This window comes from Sandaracinus amylolyticus, assembly GCF_000737325.1.
In the GTDB taxonomy this organism is placed as follows: domain Bacteria; phylum Myxococcota_A; class Polyangia; order Polyangiales; family Sandaracinaceae; genus Sandaracinus; species Sandaracinus amylolyticus.
Map to the genome: position 1 here is coordinate 6,880,655 of NZ_CP011125.1, position 17,330 is coordinate 6,897,984.

A 17,330-nucleotide genomic window follows, 5' to 3' on the forward strand; every position below is an offset into this window, starting at 1 on the left:
CGCGTCAACCGGGCGTGCGCTACGGTGCGCGCGATGATCGTCGACGTCGTCATTCCCGCGCTCGACGAAGAGCGTGCGCTGCCGCTGGTGCTCGCGGAGATCCCACGCGACGTCGTGAGGCGCGTCGTCGTGTGCGACAACGGCTCGCGCGATCGCACCGCCGATATCGCGCGCGAAGGCGGCGCGATCGTGGTGCACGAGCCGCGGCGCGGATACGGCTCGGCGTGCCTGCGCGCGCTCGCCGAGATCGCGTCGGAGCCGCCCGACGTGGTCGTGTTCCTCGATGGCGATCGCAGCGATCATCCGAGCGAGATCACACGCCTGCTCGAGGCGATCTCGAGCGGCGCCGACCTCGTGATCGGCTCGCGCGTGCTCGGACGGCGCGAGCGCGGCTCGCTCACGCCGCAGCAGATCGCGGGCAACGCCGTCGCGTGCGTCGCGCTGCGTCTGCTCTACGGCGCGCGCTACACCGATCTCGGTCCGTTCCGCGCGATTCGCTGGAGCGCGCTGCAGAAGCTCGACATGGGCGATCCCGACTACGGCTGGACGGTCGAGATGCAGATCAAAGCGGCGCGACGCGGGCTGCGACACGCCGAAGTGCCAGTCTCCTATCGACGTCGCGTCGGAGTCTCGAAGGTGAGCGGCACGGTACGAGGCACCGTGATGGCGTCGATCACGATCCTCCGCTGGCTCGCACGACACGCGCACTGAGCAGCATCCTCCAGAGCGAGTCGTACGGATGCACTTCGTTCGTGCGCGCTCCGTCGCGCACGAGGGGACGCGACTCGTTCGCCCAGGCGAAGATCCCGCCGCGCAGGTTGCGCGCGTTCGGAAATCGCTCCGCCACGACGGCGCTACGCGCTCCGACCGAGCAGTACACGACGACGTCGCGATCGGTCGGCAGCTCGCGCATCGACTGCGCACCGGGAATCGTGCTCACCGCGATCTCATCGTCGCTGCGCACGTCGATCACGAGCGGCGGAGACTCCGATTCGAGCTCACGCGCGAGCTCCTCGGTCGAGATCCAGCGCACGCGAGGATGCTGCGAAACCAGCACCGCATGCACCACGTCGAGCCCGCACCCGGGGATCAACGCCACACCCGCCGCGAGCATCACGACGAGCGCGGCGGCGAGAATCGCGACGCGCCGAGTCATCGACGCGAGGATGCGCTCCGGGCACACGCTTCGCACGCGCTGAGCGCGCCATGTCGAGCCCGCTCGGATCGGTGGTACGAGGCCTCGCGGCCGGAATCCTCGGCAGCGCCGCCCAGGACGTCTTCTTCGCGCTCACCTCGCGGATCGCGCCGAAGCCGCCCGAAGGTGTCTTCGTGCCGCCCGAGCCCGAGCAGCTCGAAGAGAGCGCGCCCGAGACGGTCGCGAGGCGCGCCGCCGCGCTGCTGCAGCGCCCGCTGCCGGTCGACAAAGCGCGCGCCGGGCACGCGGTGCACTACGCGTTCGGCGGCGCATGGGGCGCGGCGTATGGCGCGACGGCCGCGACCTTTCCGAAGGCGTCCGGCCCGATCGGCGGCGCAGCGTTCGGCATGCTGGTGTGGGTCGCGAGCAACGACCTGCTGCTCCCCGCGTTCAAGCTCGCGGCGTGGCCGACGCACTACCCGGTGCGCTCGCACCTGTACGCGATCGCGGCGCACCTCGCGTACGGCGCGGTGATGGGCGCAGCGCTCGACAAGCTCACGCCGAAGAAGCCGGCGGCCAATCTGATCGTGCACGCATCCGAGAGACCGCCCGAGCCGGTGCACATGCGAACGCACGCGCCGGACATGTTGGAGGCGGGCGCGGGGATCTGACTCACGGCTCGATGCGAACTGCGGTGATCACTTCGCCCGCAGGGAACGCATCGAGCCGATATCGACCCGGCGCGACGAACCCCTTCGTGAACGGGCCGACGTCGTTCTGGAACACGCACTCGAGGCGACCGCGCGTCTCCGTCTCCGCGATCATCTCGACGCGCAATTCGTGGAATCCCATGAACTGCGTCGAGCGCGGATATTGCGCTTTGTAGAGCGCTTCTTTCGCGGAGAAGAGCGCGAGCGCCATCTTGCCGCGCACGTCGCTCGCGAACTGCGCGTCGAGCGCGTCGATCTCGTCGCGCAGGAACACCGTCTTCCAGAGCTCGCGCTTGAGCTCGTCGCGGTGCTCGACGTCGATGCCGATCGTGCCGACGCTCGCGCGATCACCGACCGCGACGACCGCGCGCGTGTCGCAGTGCGAGATGCTCCCGGTGATGTGCGCAGGCCAGATCGGCGCGCGATCCGGCGCGTTGAGCAGCTCGTAGTCGGGCAGTCCGAAGCGCGCGAGCGCCGCGCGCGCCAACACCCGCGCCGTCGCGAACTCGCGCTTGCGCTTGTCGACCGCGCGCGCGACGAGCTCGGCCTCGCGCGGCGTGATCGCAGCGAGCGCGACGTCGCTCACGTGCGCGCTCACGACGAGCACGTCGTCCGCGAAGAGCTCGGTCACGCGCTCCGAGGGCACCATCGTGACTTGTATAGCCCGACCTCGCGTCGCTCACCCGTCGAGCGGAAAGCGCACGACGACGCGCTCCGTCGTCTCGCTCGCGACGTCGATCGAGCGGCGCTCCTCGCGCTCGCCGTTGCGCACGACGATCACGTGGTGCCCCGGACGCAGCGTCGCGGTCACCGGCGACGTGCCGTGCTCGCGACCGTCGATCGTCACCTCGCCCATCGGCAGCACGACGACCGTCACACGACCCGGCGGCAGCTCCGGCGCGGGCGAGGGCGTGCTGACGTCGTGGCGCGCGCGCCCGCGCTCGGTCCGCTCGCGATCGACTTGCTCGCGCTCCGTCGGCTCACGGCTCACGACGCGGGGTGCCTCGGGCGTCGTCGTCCCCACGACGGGCACCGCCTCCGTCGTCGTCGTCGCGACGACGGGGGGCCGCGCGGCGGGTTGATGCTGCTGCGCCTCCACGATCGGCGGATCGACGTGCGCGGGCGGCGGTGCGGTCACCGCGACGGGCGGCGGCGGCGCGTGCGCCCGGATCCACCACACGCCCACGGCGACGACGACGCCCACGAACGCAATCCCCAGCGACATCGCGAGCGCGATCCACGCGCCCAACGACACTCCCGCTCTCGGTTGCGACGCGACGACCCGCGGGATCGAGATCTCCGATGCCGCGACTGGCACGCTCGAGTCGCTCTCGAACGCGACCGCGGGGCGCGTGCGCGTCGAGGGCAACGGCGGCTTCGAACCGACCGGGCCGGTCTTCTCTCCATCGCTCGCGACGACCACGCGACGTCCGGCCGGGACCGTGCGCGGATCGTGCGCGTCGTTCTGCGCAGGCGGCGTCCAGCTCTTCTCCTGCGCCGCCCGATCGAGCGCCCGGGCGACGTCTTCGCGCGGCTGCGCGGCCATCGCGAGCGCGCGCTGCGCGAGCTCTCCCGCGGTGCGCGTCCGGTCGTTCGCGGGCTCCTCCGGCAGCGACTCGGTCCTCGCGAACCCGCGCATCTCGGAGATCGACTTCGGCACTTCGCGCTGGACGCGCTTCACCAGATTGCCGAGCAGCCTCCGCGCGTTCGTCGGGGGCGGCGACGCGGCGAGCGCATCGAGCACGTCGGCAGCGTTGTCGAATCGCGCGCTCGGGTCGGGACGAATCAGGCGCTCGACGACGTCCGCGAGCGCCGGCGGCGTGTGTGGCGCGAGATCGAGCAAGCGCGAGTGCTGGCCTTTGCTGATCCGCTGCAGCGTGTCGAGCTCGGTCACGCCGACGTACGGCCTCTTCCCTGCGAGGCACTCGAAGAGGACCACGCCCAGCGCGAAGAGATCGACGCGGTGATCCATGTCCTCGCCGAGCGCTTGCTCGGGCGGCATGTACGGCACCTTGCCCTTCACGATGCCAGTGCGCGTGTGGTGCCCGTGCGACGCGGCCTTCGCGATGCCGAAGTCCGCGAGACGAATCGCGCCGTCCGTGCTGACGAGGATGTTCGACGGCGTGACGTCGCGATGGATGATGCGCGCCGGCTTGCCGTCGATCTCCACTTCGTGCCCGTAGAGCAGCGCCGACGCGAGATCCGCCGCGACGAGCAGCACGAGGTCGGTCGGCATCGGCTGCGAGAGCTTGCCGAGCCCGCTCAGCAGCGTCCGCAGGTCCGATCCGTCGACGTACTCCATCGCCATGAACCACGTCCCGTCGACCTCGCCGAAGTCGTGGATCCCGGCGATGTGCGGGTGGTCGAGGCGCGCCGCGAGCCGCGCTTCGTCCTGGAAGAGACGCACGAACTCGGGATCCTGGTTGTAGCCGGGGAGCACGCGCTTCAGCGCGACGCGCTTCGCGAACCCCTCGGGCCCGCGACGTTGCGCGAGGAACACCTCGGCCATTCCGCCTGCCCCCAGGCGCTTCTCGATCTCGTACGCGCCGAAACGCTCCGGCATGGACCCGCCTCCCTGCTCTGCGCAGCGGGCCTCTCATCTGCGCGTCCGAGCCCGCGTTGCGTGCGCGACTTTTTTTCATCGCACCACGCAACGCCGTGCGGGTCGCCGCGATGAGGGGCTTGCGTGCGGGCAGTGGGCCCGTCGCGGAGACGACCCCTCGCACGGGGGAGAACGAAGGAAACGAAGATGAGCCAGCAGAGCGTGTATCTGAAGCTGAAGGTCGGCGGCAACGACGTCGCGGGCGAGTCGACCGTTCACAACATGGGCGGCGAGGACGTCCAGAACGCCATCGAGTGCGTCGGGTTCGAGCAGCTCCTCAGCGTCGGCTACGACCCGCGCGTCTCGCGCCCCACCGCGCCGCCCGCGTTCGGCCCGGTGCGCATCCGCAAGGAGATCGACAAGTCGACGCCGGTGATGGCGCAGGCCCTCACCGCGACGAGCCCCGCGGAGGCGGTGTTCCACTTCTTCCGCCAGTCGAGCTCGGGCTCGGGCACGAAGGAGTTCTATCGCGTGAAGCTCGAGAACGCGCGCATCGCGCGGATGGAGTCGAACGTGCTCGAGCGTGAGGGCGACGAGCTCCCGCGCGAGGTCGTCGACTTCGTCTTCAGCAAGATCAGCTGGACGTACATCACGGAGGACGGGGACACGACCGAGCACTCGTGGGACTGGGCGCAGCAGCCGAACTCGTGATCTCGCGCGAGCGCGTGAGTCGATTCGTGTGGAGGGCGGGTGATGCGACGCGGTCTGTTCGATCGTCTCGAGTCCGGTGCTCGTCAGATCGGCGAGGCGGAGTCGATCGTCGCCCACCTCCACGCGCTCCTCAACGCGCGCGGCATCGTCGACTTGACGGATCTCGTGCACACGCTGCCCGACGGCATGCGTAGCGTGGAGCTCACGATCAAGAAGGCGATCGAGAGCCACGAGCCGCGGCTCGCGCAGGTGAGCGTCCGACACCTGCCCGGCGACGACGCGCTGCGGCTCGATTTCCAGGTGCAAGCGCGCCTCGCGGCCGATCCGCGGCGCGCGCTGCGCCTGCGCACGTGGGTGCGACTCCCCGGTCGCTTCCGCGTCGATTGACGTCCTCGCAGAAGGAGACCGACTCGTGTTCTCTCGTTATTACCAGAGCGAGCTCGCCTATCTGCGCGACATGGGTCGCGAGTTCGGGCTTCGTCACCCCGGGCTCGCCGAAGCGCTCACCGAGCGCGGCACCGACCCCGACGTCGAGCGATTGCTCGAGGGCTTCGCGTTCCTCGCCGCGCGGATTCGCGAGCGCACCGAGGCCGCGGTGCCCGAGCTCGCGGAGCCGCTCGCCGAGCTGATCGCGCCGCACACGCTGCGCGGGATTCCCGCGGCGACGATCCTCGAGCTGGAGCCACGCGCCGGTGCACTGCGTGCACGACACGAGATCAAGGCCGGTGCGATCTACGGATCACGTGCGGTGCAGGGCACGGCGTGCCCGTTCCAGACGCGCGCCGACGTCGCGCTCACGCCCGCGCGCATCGAGGTGACGCGGCTCGACGAGATGCGCGCCGACGCGCCCGAGATCGTCGCGCGGATCCGTATCCCCGAGGCGGCGCGCGATGCGGTGCTCGGCCCGGCCCCGCTGCGCCTCTTCCTCCACGGCACGCACGCCCTCGCGACCACGCTGCTGCTGTGGATCGCGCGCCATCTCGATCAGATCTCGATCCGCCTGGCGCCCGGCGACGAGATCCACCTCGGCGCATCGGCCGCGCGACTGCCCGCGCTCGACGGAACGATCGGAGATCTCTGGCCGTGGCCCGAGACCGCACCGATCGGACCGCGGCTCGCCGCCGAGTACTTCACGTTCCCCGAGAAGTTCTTCTTCGTCGACGTGCACGGCCTCGAGCGTGTGCCCAGCGCACGAGCGCGCGAGACGCTCGAGCTCGTCTTCCGGTTCCGCAAGCCGCCTGCGCTTCCCGAGCGACTGCCCACCGACGCGCTGCGCCTGCACTGCGTGCCCGCGATCAACCTCTTCACCACGTCTGCCGAGCCGATCCGCCGCGCGCCGCTGCGCGAAGAGCTGCATCTCCGTGCATCCGGTCTCGCTCCACACCAGGCGGAGGTCCACACGGTCGATCGCGTGATCGGCCGGCGCATGCGGCGTGGTGGCGAGATCCACTACGGCGCGCTCTCGCTCTTCGATCACGGTCGCGGTGGCGCACACGACGCGTTCTTCACGTTGCGGCGCCGCCGCTCTCCGCTCGACGGCGGCCTCGACGCCTACTTGCTGCTCGGCGACGACGGAGCGCCGGATGACGGTCTGGTCGACGAGACCGTCTCGGTCGAGATGACGTGCACGAGCCGCCTGCTCGCGTCCGAGCTCCGCGCTGGCGACGTCGGCGCACCGCTCCCCGCGTCACCGACGCTCGCCACCGCACGGAACGTGAGCCGCGTGTCGAAGCCGATCCCCGCGGCGCTCGGCACCGAGCTGCAGTGGCGACTGCTCGGCTATCTCGCGAGCACTCATCGATCGCTCGCGAGCCCCGACGCGCTGCGGAGCCTGCTGTCCTCGTTCAACGTGCCCGAGCTCGTCGACGTGCACATCGAGCGCGCGAACTCGCTCCGTCTCGAAGGCATTCGCGAGGTGCGCGCCCACGCCGCGACGCGCGCACATCGCGGCGCGGTGGTGCGCGGGGTCGAGACGCGCGTCGAGCTCGAGGAGTCGCGCTTCTCGGGGCCCGGTGACGCGTTCCTCTTCGGGTGCGCGCTCGATCGACTGCTCTCCGCCGAGGTCCCGATCAACGCGTTCTGCGCGCTCTCGGTCGGCCTGCATCCGTCGATGAAGGAGCTCACGTGGACGCCGCGGACGGGCACGCAGTCGATCCTCTGAGCGCGCTGCACGGCGCGCTCGCGACCTCGGGTCGTCGCGCTTCGTTCTTCGCGCTCGTCGCCGCGCTCGAGCGACGCCTCGGCAGCGCGGCGCTCGGCACGGAGGCGCGGCCCGCAGACGAACGAGTGCGGCTGGGCCACAGCCCCGCGCTCACCTTCGCGGCGAGTGATGTGTCGAACGTCGCGCTCGACGGTGACCGCGCGCGCGTCGAGAGCACGTTCCTCGGCACGGCGGGCACGATCGGTCCGCTCCCGCTCTTCATGCTCGAGGAGATCGCGGCCGAGGATCCCGATCGCGCGGTCCGCCGCGATCTGCTCGACGTGTTCCACCATCGCGCGCTCTCGCTGCTCTATCGCAGCGTGCAGCGCCTCCGCCCGAGCGCGGTCCTGCGCGACGACGGCTCGGACTTCTGGAGCCGACGTCTCGTCGCCGCGGCGGGCGCCGACGCGAGCGCGCTGACGATGCCCGAGCGCATCGCGATCCTCCCGCTGCTCGCGACGAGCCGTCGCAGCGCGCTCGGCTTCCAGCGCGCGCTGCAGATCCTGGTGCGCCGTCGCGTGCCGGCAGCGCGCCTGGTGATCGAGATCCGCGAGCTCGCCGGTGATCGCGTCCCGATCGCCGAGCGGAGCCGCATGCGCCTCGGTCGCTCGTCGCACGCGCTCGGTCGCGAGACCGTGCTCGGCGCGAACGCCGCGGATCCGGGCGGGCGCTGCGTCGTGGTGATCCGCGGGCTCGACGCGACGACGCACCCTCGGTGTCTGCCGGGCGGTGATCTCCACGCGCTCGCGCGCGAGACGTTCCGCCTCTTCGATCCCGCGGGCATCGAGCTCGAGCTCGAGCTGCACGTCGACGCGCAGCGCAGCGGGTTCCCGCTCTCGCACACCACCGGCCTCGGCCACCGCACGTGGCTCGCGAGCGCACGCACGTCGCGCACGGTGCGCGTGGCCGCGTGATTTCCGACGCAACGAGATCGCCGCGCGATCGATGACGCGGCTCAGGAGACAACCCCATGCGAGTGCACCCCCAGAAGGTCGTCGCGCGCCTGACGCCGACCGCGAAGCGATACCTCGAGCAAGCCGTCGGCAAGGCGGTCGAGGCACAACATCCCGAGATCATGCCCGAGCACGTGCTCCTCGCGATGAGCGCCGAGCACGGCGGCGACACCGAGGTGCTGTTGCGCGCGCTGGATCGTGATCCGCGCAAGCTGCGCAGCGAGCTCGAGCAGTCCCTGCGCACGTTCCGCGCGGGCAGCGCGTCGAAGCCGCGCATCTCCGACTCGCTGGTGCGCTGGCTCGAGGACGCGTGGGTGCTCGCGTCGCTCGAGTGGGGCGAGACCGCGCTGCGCTCGGGCGCGCTGCTCGCGCAGATCGTGCTCGGCGGTGGACGCTATCTCTCGGAGACCGTCGCCACGCTGAGCGGCATCTCGACCGACGCGCTTCGCGCGTGCGCATCCGACGCGCTGAGCATCACGCCGGAGTCGACCGAGGCCGTCCCTGCACGCACGAGCGAGCGGGCGGCGAGCGATCCGCGCGTCGAAGGCGCGCCGGGCCCGGGGAGCGCGCTTTCGCGGTTCACGCACAGCTTCACGGATGCCGCGCGCGCGGGGCGCATCGACCCGGTGTTCGGCCGCGAGCGCGAGATCCGTCAGGTGATCGACGTGCTCTGCCGTCGCCGCAAGAACAACCCGATCCTCGTGGGCGAGCCGGGCGTCGGGAAGACGGCGCTCGTCGAAGGGCTCGCGCGCGCGATCGTCGCGGGTGAGGTGCCCGAGTCACTGCGCACCGTCGATCTGCGCGGCCTGGATCTCGGGTCGCTCGAGGCGGGCGCGAGCGTGAAGGGCGAGTTCGAGGCGCGCCTCAAGAGCGTGATCCACGAGGTGCAGACCTCCACCACGCCGATCGTGCTCTTCATCGACGAGGCGCACACGCTCATCGGTGCGGGCAACCAGAAGGGCGGCGCCGACGCGGCGAACCTGCTCAAGCCGGCGCTCGCGCGCGGTGAGCTGCGCACCATCGCGGCGACGACGTGGGCCGAGTACAAGCAGTACTTCGAGAAGGACGCCGCGCTCGAGCGTCGGTTCCAGCCGATCAAGGTCGAAGAGCCCAGCGAGGACGTCGCGATCGGGATGGTGCGCGGGCTCCGCACGATCTACGAGGACGCGCACGACGTGATCATCCGCGACGAAGCGGTGGAGGCCGCGGTGCGCCTCGGGCATCGCTACATCACGGGCCGTCAGCTCCCGGACAAGTCGGTCGATCTCCTCGACACCACTGCGGCACGCGTGCGCGTGGAGCGCAGCGCGCGTCCCGAGAAGATCGTCGCGCTCGACGCGGAGATCGCGTCCACGACGCGCCGGAAGGAAGCGATCGCGCGCGACCTCGTCGATCACCACGATGCACAGCGCGCGACCGAGCTCATCCAGCTGCAGCGCCGCATCTCGGAGCTCGAGGGAGCGCGCTCGGAGCTGATGGCGCGCTGGGCGGCACAGCGCGAGGCCCTCGAGCGCGCGTTGGGCGCGCGACGCGCGATGCACGAGGCGGCGAACGAGGCGGACGACGGCGACCGGGAGGCGGCGGACCGCATCGACGCGCTCGAGTCCGATGCGAAGCAGGCGATGCACGCCCTGCGCGCGCTGTGTGCGAGCGAGCCGCTGGTCGCGATCGACGTCGACGCCGCGGCGATCGCGCGCACCGTCGAGCTCTGGACCGGAGTGCCCGTCGGCGCGATGCAGAGCGCGACGAGCCAGGCCGTGCTCACGCTGGGTGAGCGCCTGCGCACGCGCGTGCTCGGTCAGGACGCCGCGCTCGATCGCGTCGCCGCGTCGCTGCGCGTCGCGCAGGCGGGGCTGCGCAACCCCGACGCGCCGATGGGCGTGCTCCTCCTCGTCGGCCCGAGCGGCGTGGGCAAGACGGAGACCGCGTACGCGATCGCCGATCTGCTCTTCGGCGGCTCGCGGTTCCTCACGACGATCAACCTCAGCGAGTACCAGGAGCCGCACACCGCGACGCGCCTCATCGGCTCGCCGCCGAGCTACGTCGGGTACGGAGAAGGCGGCGAGCTCAGCGAGGCCGTGCGCCAGCGGCCGTACTCGGTCGTGCTCCTCGACGAGTGCGAGAAGGCCGCGCTCGAGGTGATGAACACCTTCTACCAGGTGTTCGACAAGGGCGTGCTCAGCGACGCCGAGGGACGACAGATCGACTTCCGCAACACCTGCATCCTGCTCACGAGCAATCTCGCGTCGGATCGCGTCGTCGAGCTCTACGCGCAGGGCAAGTCGATCGACGAGGTCACGGAGGCGATCCGCCCGGCGCTCGCGAGGCACTTCAAGCCCGCGCTGCTCAACCGCATGACCGTCGTGCCGTACGCGCCGATCGGCGAGAGCACGCTCGGCCGCATCGTCGACATCGAGCTCGCGCGCGTCGCCACGCGGGTTCGCTCGGCGCACGACGTGGAGGTCTCCTTCGCCGCCGCAGTGCGCGATCGCGTCGTCGCGCGCTGCAGCGAGATCGAGGGCGGAGTGCGCTACGTGCGCCAGATGCTCGAGCGCGCGGTGCTCGTGCCGCTCGCGACCGAGCTGCTCGTCGCGCGCGGCGACGGCGCGGACCTCACCCACGTCGACGTCGCGATCGCCGAGTCCGGCGACGTGTCGATCACCACGCGCTGAGGAGCGACGTCATGGAGCTCCGCGTCGCCATCCACGACCCGCGCACCGGCGTCGACGAAGAGGCGTTCTTCCGCATCTCGCCGATCCGCATCGGGCGCAACGCGCTCAACGACCTGCTCCTCGACGAGCCGAGCGTCTCGCAGTGGCACGCGCAGCTCGCGTTCGACGAGCACCACGTCTGGTTCACCGACGTCGGCTCGTCGAACGGCAGCGTCGTCGACATGCAGCGCGTCGCGGCGCACCACGCGGTCGCGGTGCACGCGGAGACGCGTGTCGAGGTCGGCCCCGTGGTCCTCCGGGTGAGCCGCGCGGCCGATGGCGAGCGCCGCTCGCGGCGCGTCGCGATGGGCGGTGCGATGCCCGACGATCTGCGCACTGCGATCTCGATGATCGACGTCACGCGCATCAGCGGCGACGACCTCGCGACCGAGGGCGTCGGCAACGATGCGCAGACGGCGCTGGCCAGCAGCGCGATGAGCCAGCTGCAGTACCTGCGGACGCTTCTCGCCGCAGTGGAGCCTGCGCGACGGGCCTACCTCGAGGTGCTCGCGGATCAGATCGAGAGCCTGCCGTCCGCATCGCGCCAGAAGATCATCCCGCAGCTCGCGCGCGAGCTCCCCGAGCTCTCGCGATTGCCGGAGTACGTCGAGATCGCGGCGCGACACGGCGTCGACGGCATGAGCGTCAAGGAGGTCACCGCGCGCGAGTGGCTCGAGAAGCTCGCGGGTGTCCCGCTCACCGGCCCGCACGGCGAGGACGTCGATGATGCGCGCGTCCTCGCGCGCGTCGCCGCGCTGCTGCAGACGTTCGCGCAGTCGCTGTTCGAGCTGATGCGGGCGAAGGAGCACGTCGCGCGCGAGCTCGGGCTCGGCAGCGGCGACGGAGTGCCGCAGTCGGGTCAGGAGATCCTCGCGTATCTCTGCGACTTCCGCGTGGACGGCGAAGAGCGCGTCGGCGCGCTGACGCGGGTCTTCGCAGATCTCGCGATGCACCAGATCGCGATGGTGAGCGCGACGCGAGAGGGCGTGCGCTCGTTGATCGAAGAGATCTCACCGCAGGCCGTCGGCGCGCGCGCGAAGGGCGGAGGACTGCTCGATCTGCTGCCCCTGCGCGGCGCGAGCCTCTGGGACCTCTACACGCGCGTGCACGCGGATCTCGCCGAGGGCGACCGGTTCGCGCGTCACGTCTTCGGCGCGCGGTTCAGCCGCGCGTACCTCGCGATCACGGGACGGCGCGCGCAACAGCGCGATGCGGCGCCCCCTCCGCCGCCGCCGACGACGGTGCCGGAGCAGCAGTCGATCCCGGTCACGCGCATCCGATGAGGCACGCGATGGCGCCGCGCGTCGCGATGATGGTCCTGATGCTCGGCGCGCTCGCAGCGTGCGAAGCACCGATGCGTCCACTTCCGACGACGGTGTGCCACGAGGCGCGCCGCGCGGCGCCGAGCGCCGGCGGCGAGTCGATCGAGGTGCCCGAGCCGACCGACGCGGAGTGGATCGCGCTGCTCACCGACGACGAAGAAGGGCGTCCTTCGTCGTGCGAAGAGCTGCTCGCTCGCACGCCGCCGCAAGAGCCGCAGTGCGCGAGCGACCGACCGCGCGCGCTCGGCACGCTGCACCCGATCGCGCCCCGCATCGTCGCGCGCCTGCACCGCGAGGGCGAGGACGACGTGCTCTGGGTCGCGACGCACACGACGGCCGCGGGGCTCCACGTCGGCCCGCTCGCGCTCGTGCGTCGCACCACGCTCGGCCTCGAGGTGCAGGCGATCGGTCGTCACGCGGGCTCCGCGGACCACGCGGAGGCGCGCGTGCTGCGGACCGACGACGCGATCGTGGTGTCGATCGAGAGCGAGCTCGCGGGCGATCGCGTCGCCGATCTGCTCGTGCGCTCCGGAGGCGCGCTGGTCCCCGCGGCGCTCGACGAGCCCGAGGTCGGATGCCAGGCGCCCGCGCGCATCGTCCTGCGCCACCGCGCCGAGCAGCACGCCGACGACGGCTGGACCATCCGCACCGTGCGCACCGCGGTGCTCGACGAGGACCCACACGCGGTCGTCCTGCGCGAGCACCTCACCGTGCGCGAGATCGACGCCGCCGATCCCGATGCACCGCCGCGCGCCACGCACGACGCCGACGGGATTCGCCGGCTCACGCCGACGGGCGTCCGCCTCCGCGCCGATCGCGGCCCCCTCGCGCCCCGCCGCGCGAGCCCCGCGCGGGGCGAGATCGTCGCACGCGCACGTCGCATCGCTGAGCACGCAACGCGCGCCGACGTCGCTCGATGAGCACCTCGGCGCGACGACGAGCGCGCGAGGACGGACGAGCGGTGACGCTGCGGATGAGCTCCATGATCGTGATCGCGTGCGCGTCGCTCGGCGCCATCGTGCTCGGCGCCGGGCTCGGGGTGATGCTCGAGCCCTGGGCGCCCGCGTGGGACGTGCCCGCGGCCGAGCCGGAGCCGGAGCAGGAGCCCGAGTTCGACGTGCGCGCCGATCTCGACGACGAGGCCTGGGATGCGCCGCGCGATCTCCCGAACGCGCTCGTCGCGGCGGAGCTCGAGGCCGAGCGATACGTCGCGGTCGGAAACGCCCCCGGACGCCGCGCAGCCGCAGCAGACGGAGTCGCGCCCGTGCCGGAGGCCCCGCGCGAAGAGGGCCTGCTCGGCACGATCACCGACGCACGCCTCGGCGGTGAGGACCGTGACGCGTTCTACCTCGCGGTCGACGCGAACCGACGCGCCGAGTCGGGCACCGCCGGCGCGCGCTTCTCGTCGCTGCGCACGACCGCGGGCGTCGATCACCGTGCGTCGTACGGCGTCGCGCAGCTCACCATCCGCGATCACCTCTTCCACCTCTCGCGCCTGACCGACGCGCAGCTCGCGGAGATCGGCATCGGACGGCTCGAGATCGGGCTCATGCAGCGGCGCGGCGAGGCCCTCGGCGCGTGGTACGAGATCGTCGTCGAGCGTCGCGCCGCGAGCGACACCGCGTCGCGTGCGGGCCTCGACGCGGCGCAGGTGCGCGACGCGCAGACGCTCGCGGCGAGCGGCGATCGCCGCGCGTTGATCGCGCGCCACGGCCGCCGTTTCGCGGGCTCCACCGGCCTGCCGGCGGAGGCGCTCGCCGAGCTCGCCGACACGCTCGTGCTGCGCCGTCGCGAGGTGCGCGACGCGTTCCTCCGCCGCTACGAGCGCGACCACGGCATCGGGTTCGATCGCGCCTCGCGCGAAGGCGCGCGCATGACTACGACGGCGCGCGCGATCGCACGCGAGCGGCCCGACGTGCAGCGCGTGCTCGAGCGCTTCGGTGGTGGGGACGCGGGCGCGGTCTCGCTCGCGCACTATCTCGGCGTCGGCGACGTCGCCGAGAACTACTACGGCTGGTACGCCCGCGCGGCGGCCGAGTCGGTGGGTCGCGTGCGCTACGCGCGCGTGCTCGAGATCGCCGACCCGATCAGCTCGCGTCTGCGTGAGCTCTCGAACTTCGAGCACGCGCTCGCCGCCGTGATCGGCGTGCGCGATCTCGCCGGGATCGAGCGCGCGCGCATGCTCGCGCGCATCGGGCGCTGCTTCCACGGCGCGCCCGGTCGCGCCCGCGACGCGTTCTTCTTCGACGGAGATCCGCGCCGCCCGCGCGCGACCAGCGCCGCCGAGCTCGAGGCCGGCATCCAGGAGTACCGCCTCGGACGTCAGTGGTCCGACGAGCGTGTGCAGCGAGCGTTCGACGAGCTCGCCGCAGAAAGGGGATTGCTCCCGTGACACGACCCGCGATCCACGTCCTCACGCTGCTCGCGCTGGGTTGCGCGAGCACGCCCGAGCCGCGCCCGGACTGCGGCGATCCCGCACCCATCGCGCTCACGATCGAGGCGACGCCGCGCATGAACCCCGACGCCGAGGGTCGCGCGCTGCCGACCGAGCTGCGCCTCTATCAGGTGCGCGACGCGAGCGCGCTCGAGATGGCGTCCTTCGAAGACGTCTGGCAGGACGCCGCGACGGTGCTCGGCGACGCGCTCGTCTCCGAAGAGACGCTCACCGTCTACCCCGAGGCCCGCCTGACGCGCGAGCTGCATCCGTCGCCGGAGGCGCAGGCGATCGTCGCGGTCGTGATCGTGAGGCAGCCCGCGGGACGCACCTGGCGCGCGGTCGTGCCGATGACGCGCAGCGAACGGTCGGAGGAGAGCTGTCCCGCGCTCGAGCCGGGCCGTCTCCTCCTCCGCCTCGACGACTACCGCGTCGAGGCGATCACGCCTCGCCGCAGCACGCCTCGTCGCACCACGTCACGCCGAACCACGGAGACCCGCGGATGAACCGCTCGACGCAGCTCAAGGTGCTCTGGACCGAGGGCCTTCTCATGGGGCCCCAGCACCTCCAACAGTCCGACCGCTATCACGAGTCGCTCGTCGTGCAGCGCCTCGATGCGCTCGAGCCGAACAACTGGGGCGTGGTGCGCTGCGCGCTCGATCGCCACGCGCTCGGCGAGGGGACCGTGCGGCTCGACGCGTTCGTCGGCGTGATGCCCGACGGCGGCGTGCTCGCGATGGACGCCGATCACCCCGAGGCCCCGCCGTCGCGCCCGGTGGAAGGGCTGAGCGCAGAGCGCGCGACGCTCGACGTGTACGTCGCGCTGCCGCGCGAGCGCGAAGGTCAGGCCCAGGTCGGCGCGCGTGCCCGCTACACCGCGCACGCGCGGCGCATCGCGGACGTGATCACCTCGGGCGGCGAGCCCGCCGAGGTCGACCTCGCGCTGCGCAACGTGCGCTTCGTCTTCGGGCACGAGCCGCGCGAGGATCTCGAGGCGATCAAGATCGCCGAGGTCCGCCGCGAGTCGCAGGGACGCTACGTGCTCGACGAGAGCTACGTGCCGCCCTCGCTGCAGATCGGCGCGTCGCCCGTCCTCACCGCCTGGCTCGAGCGGCTCGTCGAGCGGATGCACACGCGACGTCGCGCGCTCCTCGACGCACGGCGCGAGCGCGACGCGCACACCGTCGAGGCCGACGCCACCGACGTGACGCGCTTCGTGCTGCTCCACGCGCTCGGTGCCGCCCTCCCCGCGCTGACGCACTTCGCGAAGAGCGGCGATCGCGCGCCGCGCGAGCTCTACGTGCGTCTGCTCGATCTCGTGGGCGCGCTCTCCGCGTTCACCATCGACGCGTCGCTCGACGTCCCCGAGTTCGATCCGCTCGATCTCCGCGCGACGTTCCGGCCGCTCTTCGACCGTCTGGAGCGCATCCTCGGCGACACGCATCGCGAGACCTGTCTCGTGATCGATCTCGAGGGCCGCGAGGACGGCATGCACTTCGGGCAGATCGACGAGCGCGTCGCGCGCTGCGATCGCTTCCTCCTCGCAGTGCGCACCAGCGTGCCCGCGAAGGACGTCGCGACGCTGCTGCCGTCGATCGGCAAGGTCGCGTCGTGGCAGCAGGTCACGCAGGTCGTGAACGCCGCGATGCCGGGCGCGAAGCTGGAGATCGCGCACCGCCCTCCCCCCGAGGTGCCGGTCAAGGCGGGCGAGGTCTACTTCACCATCGAGGCGCGCGGCTCGTACTGGTCGGAGATCGCGAAGGAGCGCGCGATCGCCGTGTTCCTCCCGCGCCCGTTCGAGGCGCGGCACACGCGCGTCTCGCTCCTCGCGCTTCCCCCGCGCGGCGCGCAGCCCGCGGGGCCTTCCCCCCACGCGCGTGCATGAGCACGCGCTCATACCTCGAGGCCCGATCATGAACGAGATTCTCCCCATCCTCGAAGAGACCCTGCGCCTCGTGCGCTACGTCCGTCAGTGCCCGCCCGGCTCCGCGCTCGACGCGGCGCAGCTGCGCTCGCTCTTCCGCGGCGCGCTCGGGCGCATGCGCAAGCTCGGCGAGCAACAGAGCATCGACTCGCGCGATCTCGACGAGATCGGCTTCGCGCTCGTCGCGCTGATCGACGAGGTCGTGCTCGCGCGCGGCGGATCGCTCGCCTACGAGTGGATGCGCGAGCAGCTGCAGCTCTCGCTGTTCGGCGAGAACACGGCGGGCGAGACCTTCTTCGTGAAGCTCGACGCGCTGCGACGCGACTCGACGCGCGCGCGCGTGCTCGCCGTCTACTACCTCGCGCTGACACTCGGGTTCCGCGGTCGCTACGCGGTGCACGGCGAGCTCGCGCTCCAGGAGCTCACCGACTCGGTGCGACTCGACCTCGAGCGCTTCGGGGTGATCCGCGAGAGCGCGCTCTCGCCCAGCGGCACGCGCCCGCGCGACGCGATCGCGCAGCGCACCGAGGGCTGGATCGTCCTGGGCATCGGCGTCGCCGCGCTGCTGCTCGCGTGCGTCTTCTACACCGGCGTGTTCGTCGACCTGACGTACCGCATCCACCCGGTCCTCGGCGGCTGACGCGCGATCTCGCCGACTCGACGCAACGCGCGCGACGACGGGCCGATG

Annotated in this window: 16 protein-coding genes; 13 read left to right on the plus strand and 3 right to left on the minus strand. The window is 71.8% G+C overall.

Translation table 11 applies throughout. The annotated features are described in order from the left end of the window. Positions 1-33 precede the first annotated feature (33 nt). Complete coding sequence (locus tag DB32_RS29110) at positions 34-711, plus strand: glycosyltransferase family 2 protein (RefSeq protein ID WP_053238996.1); 678 nt, start codon at positions 34-36, stop codon at positions 709-711. Here the strand turns inward: DB32_RS29110 and DB32_RS29115 are convergent. Continuing rightward, on the minus strand, positions 674-1,156 hold the full coding sequence (locus DB32_RS29115) for a rhodanese-like domain-containing protein (RefSeq protein ID WP_157069520.1): 483 nt from the start codon (positions 1,154-1,156) through the stop codon (positions 674-676). The genes DB32_RS29110 and DB32_RS29115 overlap by 38 nt on opposite strands. Positions 1,157-1,206: 50 nt before the next feature. Between DB32_RS29115 and DB32_RS29120 the strand changes: the two genes are divergently transcribed. After that, positions 1,207-1,806, plus strand: coding sequence for a DUF6789 family protein (locus tag DB32_RS29120; protein WP_053235910.1), 600 nt, complete (start codon positions 1,207-1,209; stop codon positions 1,804-1,806). Between the two features lies 1 nt (position 1,807). On the opposite strand, the gene DB32_RS29125 is transcribed toward DB32_RS29120, so the two are convergent. Beyond that, positions 1,808-2,494 (minus strand): 4'-phosphopantetheinyl transferase family protein, encoded by a 687-nt coding sequence (locus DB32_RS29125; RefSeq protein ID WP_053235911.1) that lies wholly within the window; start codon positions 2,492-2,494, stop codon positions 1,808-1,810. 30 nt (positions 2,495-2,524) lie between these two features. Continuing rightward, the gene (locus tag DB32_RS29130; protein WP_075097661.1) at positions 2,525-4,408 is read right to left on the minus strand and encodes a serine/threonine-protein kinase; all 1,884 of its coding nucleotides are present in this window, start codon (positions 4,406-4,408) and stop codon (positions 2,525-2,527) included. A 186-nt stretch (positions 4,409-4,594) separates the two neighbouring features. Here DB32_RS29130 and DB32_RS29135 point away from each other — a divergent pair, with 186 nt between their 5' ends. The 11 genes from DB32_RS29135 to DB32_RS29185 are packed head-to-tail and all read left to right on the plus strand — an operon-like array spanning position 4,595 to position 17,282. Further along, positions 4,595-5,098 (plus strand): Hcp family type VI secretion system effector, encoded by a 504-nt coding sequence (locus DB32_RS29135; RefSeq protein WP_053235913.1) that lies wholly within the window; start codon positions 4,595-4,597, stop codon positions 5,096-5,098. A gap of 42 nt (positions 5,099-5,140) precedes the next feature. Then, positions 5,141-5,485, plus strand: a complete 345-nt coding sequence (locus DB32_RS29140) for a GPW/gp25 family protein (protein ID WP_157069521.1) — start codon at positions 5,141-5,143, stop codon at positions 5,483-5,485. A 25-nt stretch (positions 5,486-5,510) separates the two neighbouring features. Further along, complete coding sequence (gene tssF, locus DB32_RS29145) at positions 5,511-7,259, plus strand: type VI secretion system baseplate subunit TssF (protein ID WP_053235915.1); 1,749 nt, start codon at positions 5,511-5,513, stop codon at positions 7,257-7,259. Then, the gene (gene tssG / locus DB32_RS29150; protein WP_053235916.1) at positions 7,223-8,212 is read left to right on the plus strand and encodes a type VI secretion system baseplate subunit TssG; all 990 of its coding nucleotides are present in this window, start codon (positions 7,223-7,225) and stop codon (positions 8,210-8,212) included. Before tssF ends, tssG begins: the two co-directional genes overlap by 37 nt. 56 nt (positions 8,213-8,268) lie before the next feature. After that, complete coding sequence (gene tssH, locus DB32_RS29155) at positions 8,269-10,923, plus strand: type VI secretion system ATPase TssH (RefSeq protein ID WP_053235917.1); 2,655 nt, start codon at positions 8,269-8,271, stop codon at positions 10,921-10,923. An 11-nt stretch (positions 10,924-10,934) separates the two neighbouring features. Then, on the plus strand, positions 10,935-12,245 hold the full coding sequence (locus tag DB32_RS29160) for a type VI secretion system-associated FHA domain protein (RefSeq protein ID WP_053235918.1): 1,311 nt from the start codon (positions 10,935-10,937) through the stop codon (positions 12,243-12,245). Positions 12,246-12,253: 8 nt separating this feature from the next. Further along, positions 12,254-13,204 (plus strand): hypothetical protein, encoded by a 951-nt coding sequence (locus DB32_RS29165; protein ID WP_053235919.1) that lies wholly within the window; start codon positions 12,254-12,256, stop codon positions 13,202-13,204. 53 nt (positions 13,205-13,257) lie between these two features. After that, positions 13,258-14,676, plus strand: coding sequence for a hypothetical protein (locus DB32_RS48620; protein WP_169791597.1), 1,419 nt, complete (start codon positions 13,258-13,260; stop codon positions 14,674-14,676). After that, positions 14,673-15,224 (plus strand): type VI secretion system lipoprotein TssJ, encoded by a 552-nt coding sequence (gene tssJ, locus DB32_RS29175; RefSeq protein ID WP_053235921.1) that lies wholly within the window; start codon positions 14,673-14,675, stop codon positions 15,222-15,224. The genes DB32_RS48620 and tssJ overlap by 4 nt, the downstream gene beginning before the upstream one ends. Beyond that, positions 15,221-16,603, plus strand: coding sequence for a type VI secretion system baseplate subunit TssK (tssK, locus tag DB32_RS29180; RefSeq protein WP_053235922.1), 1,383 nt, complete (start codon positions 15,221-15,223; stop codon positions 16,601-16,603). The genes tssJ and tssK overlap by 4 nt, the downstream gene beginning before the upstream one ends. Before the next feature lie 28 nt (positions 16,604-16,631). Next, complete coding sequence (locus DB32_RS29185; RefSeq protein ID WP_053235923.1) at positions 16,632-17,282, plus strand: DotU family type IV/VI secretion system protein; 651 nt, start codon at positions 16,632-16,634, stop codon at positions 17,280-17,282. Positions 17,283-17,330: the final 48 nt, after the last annotated feature.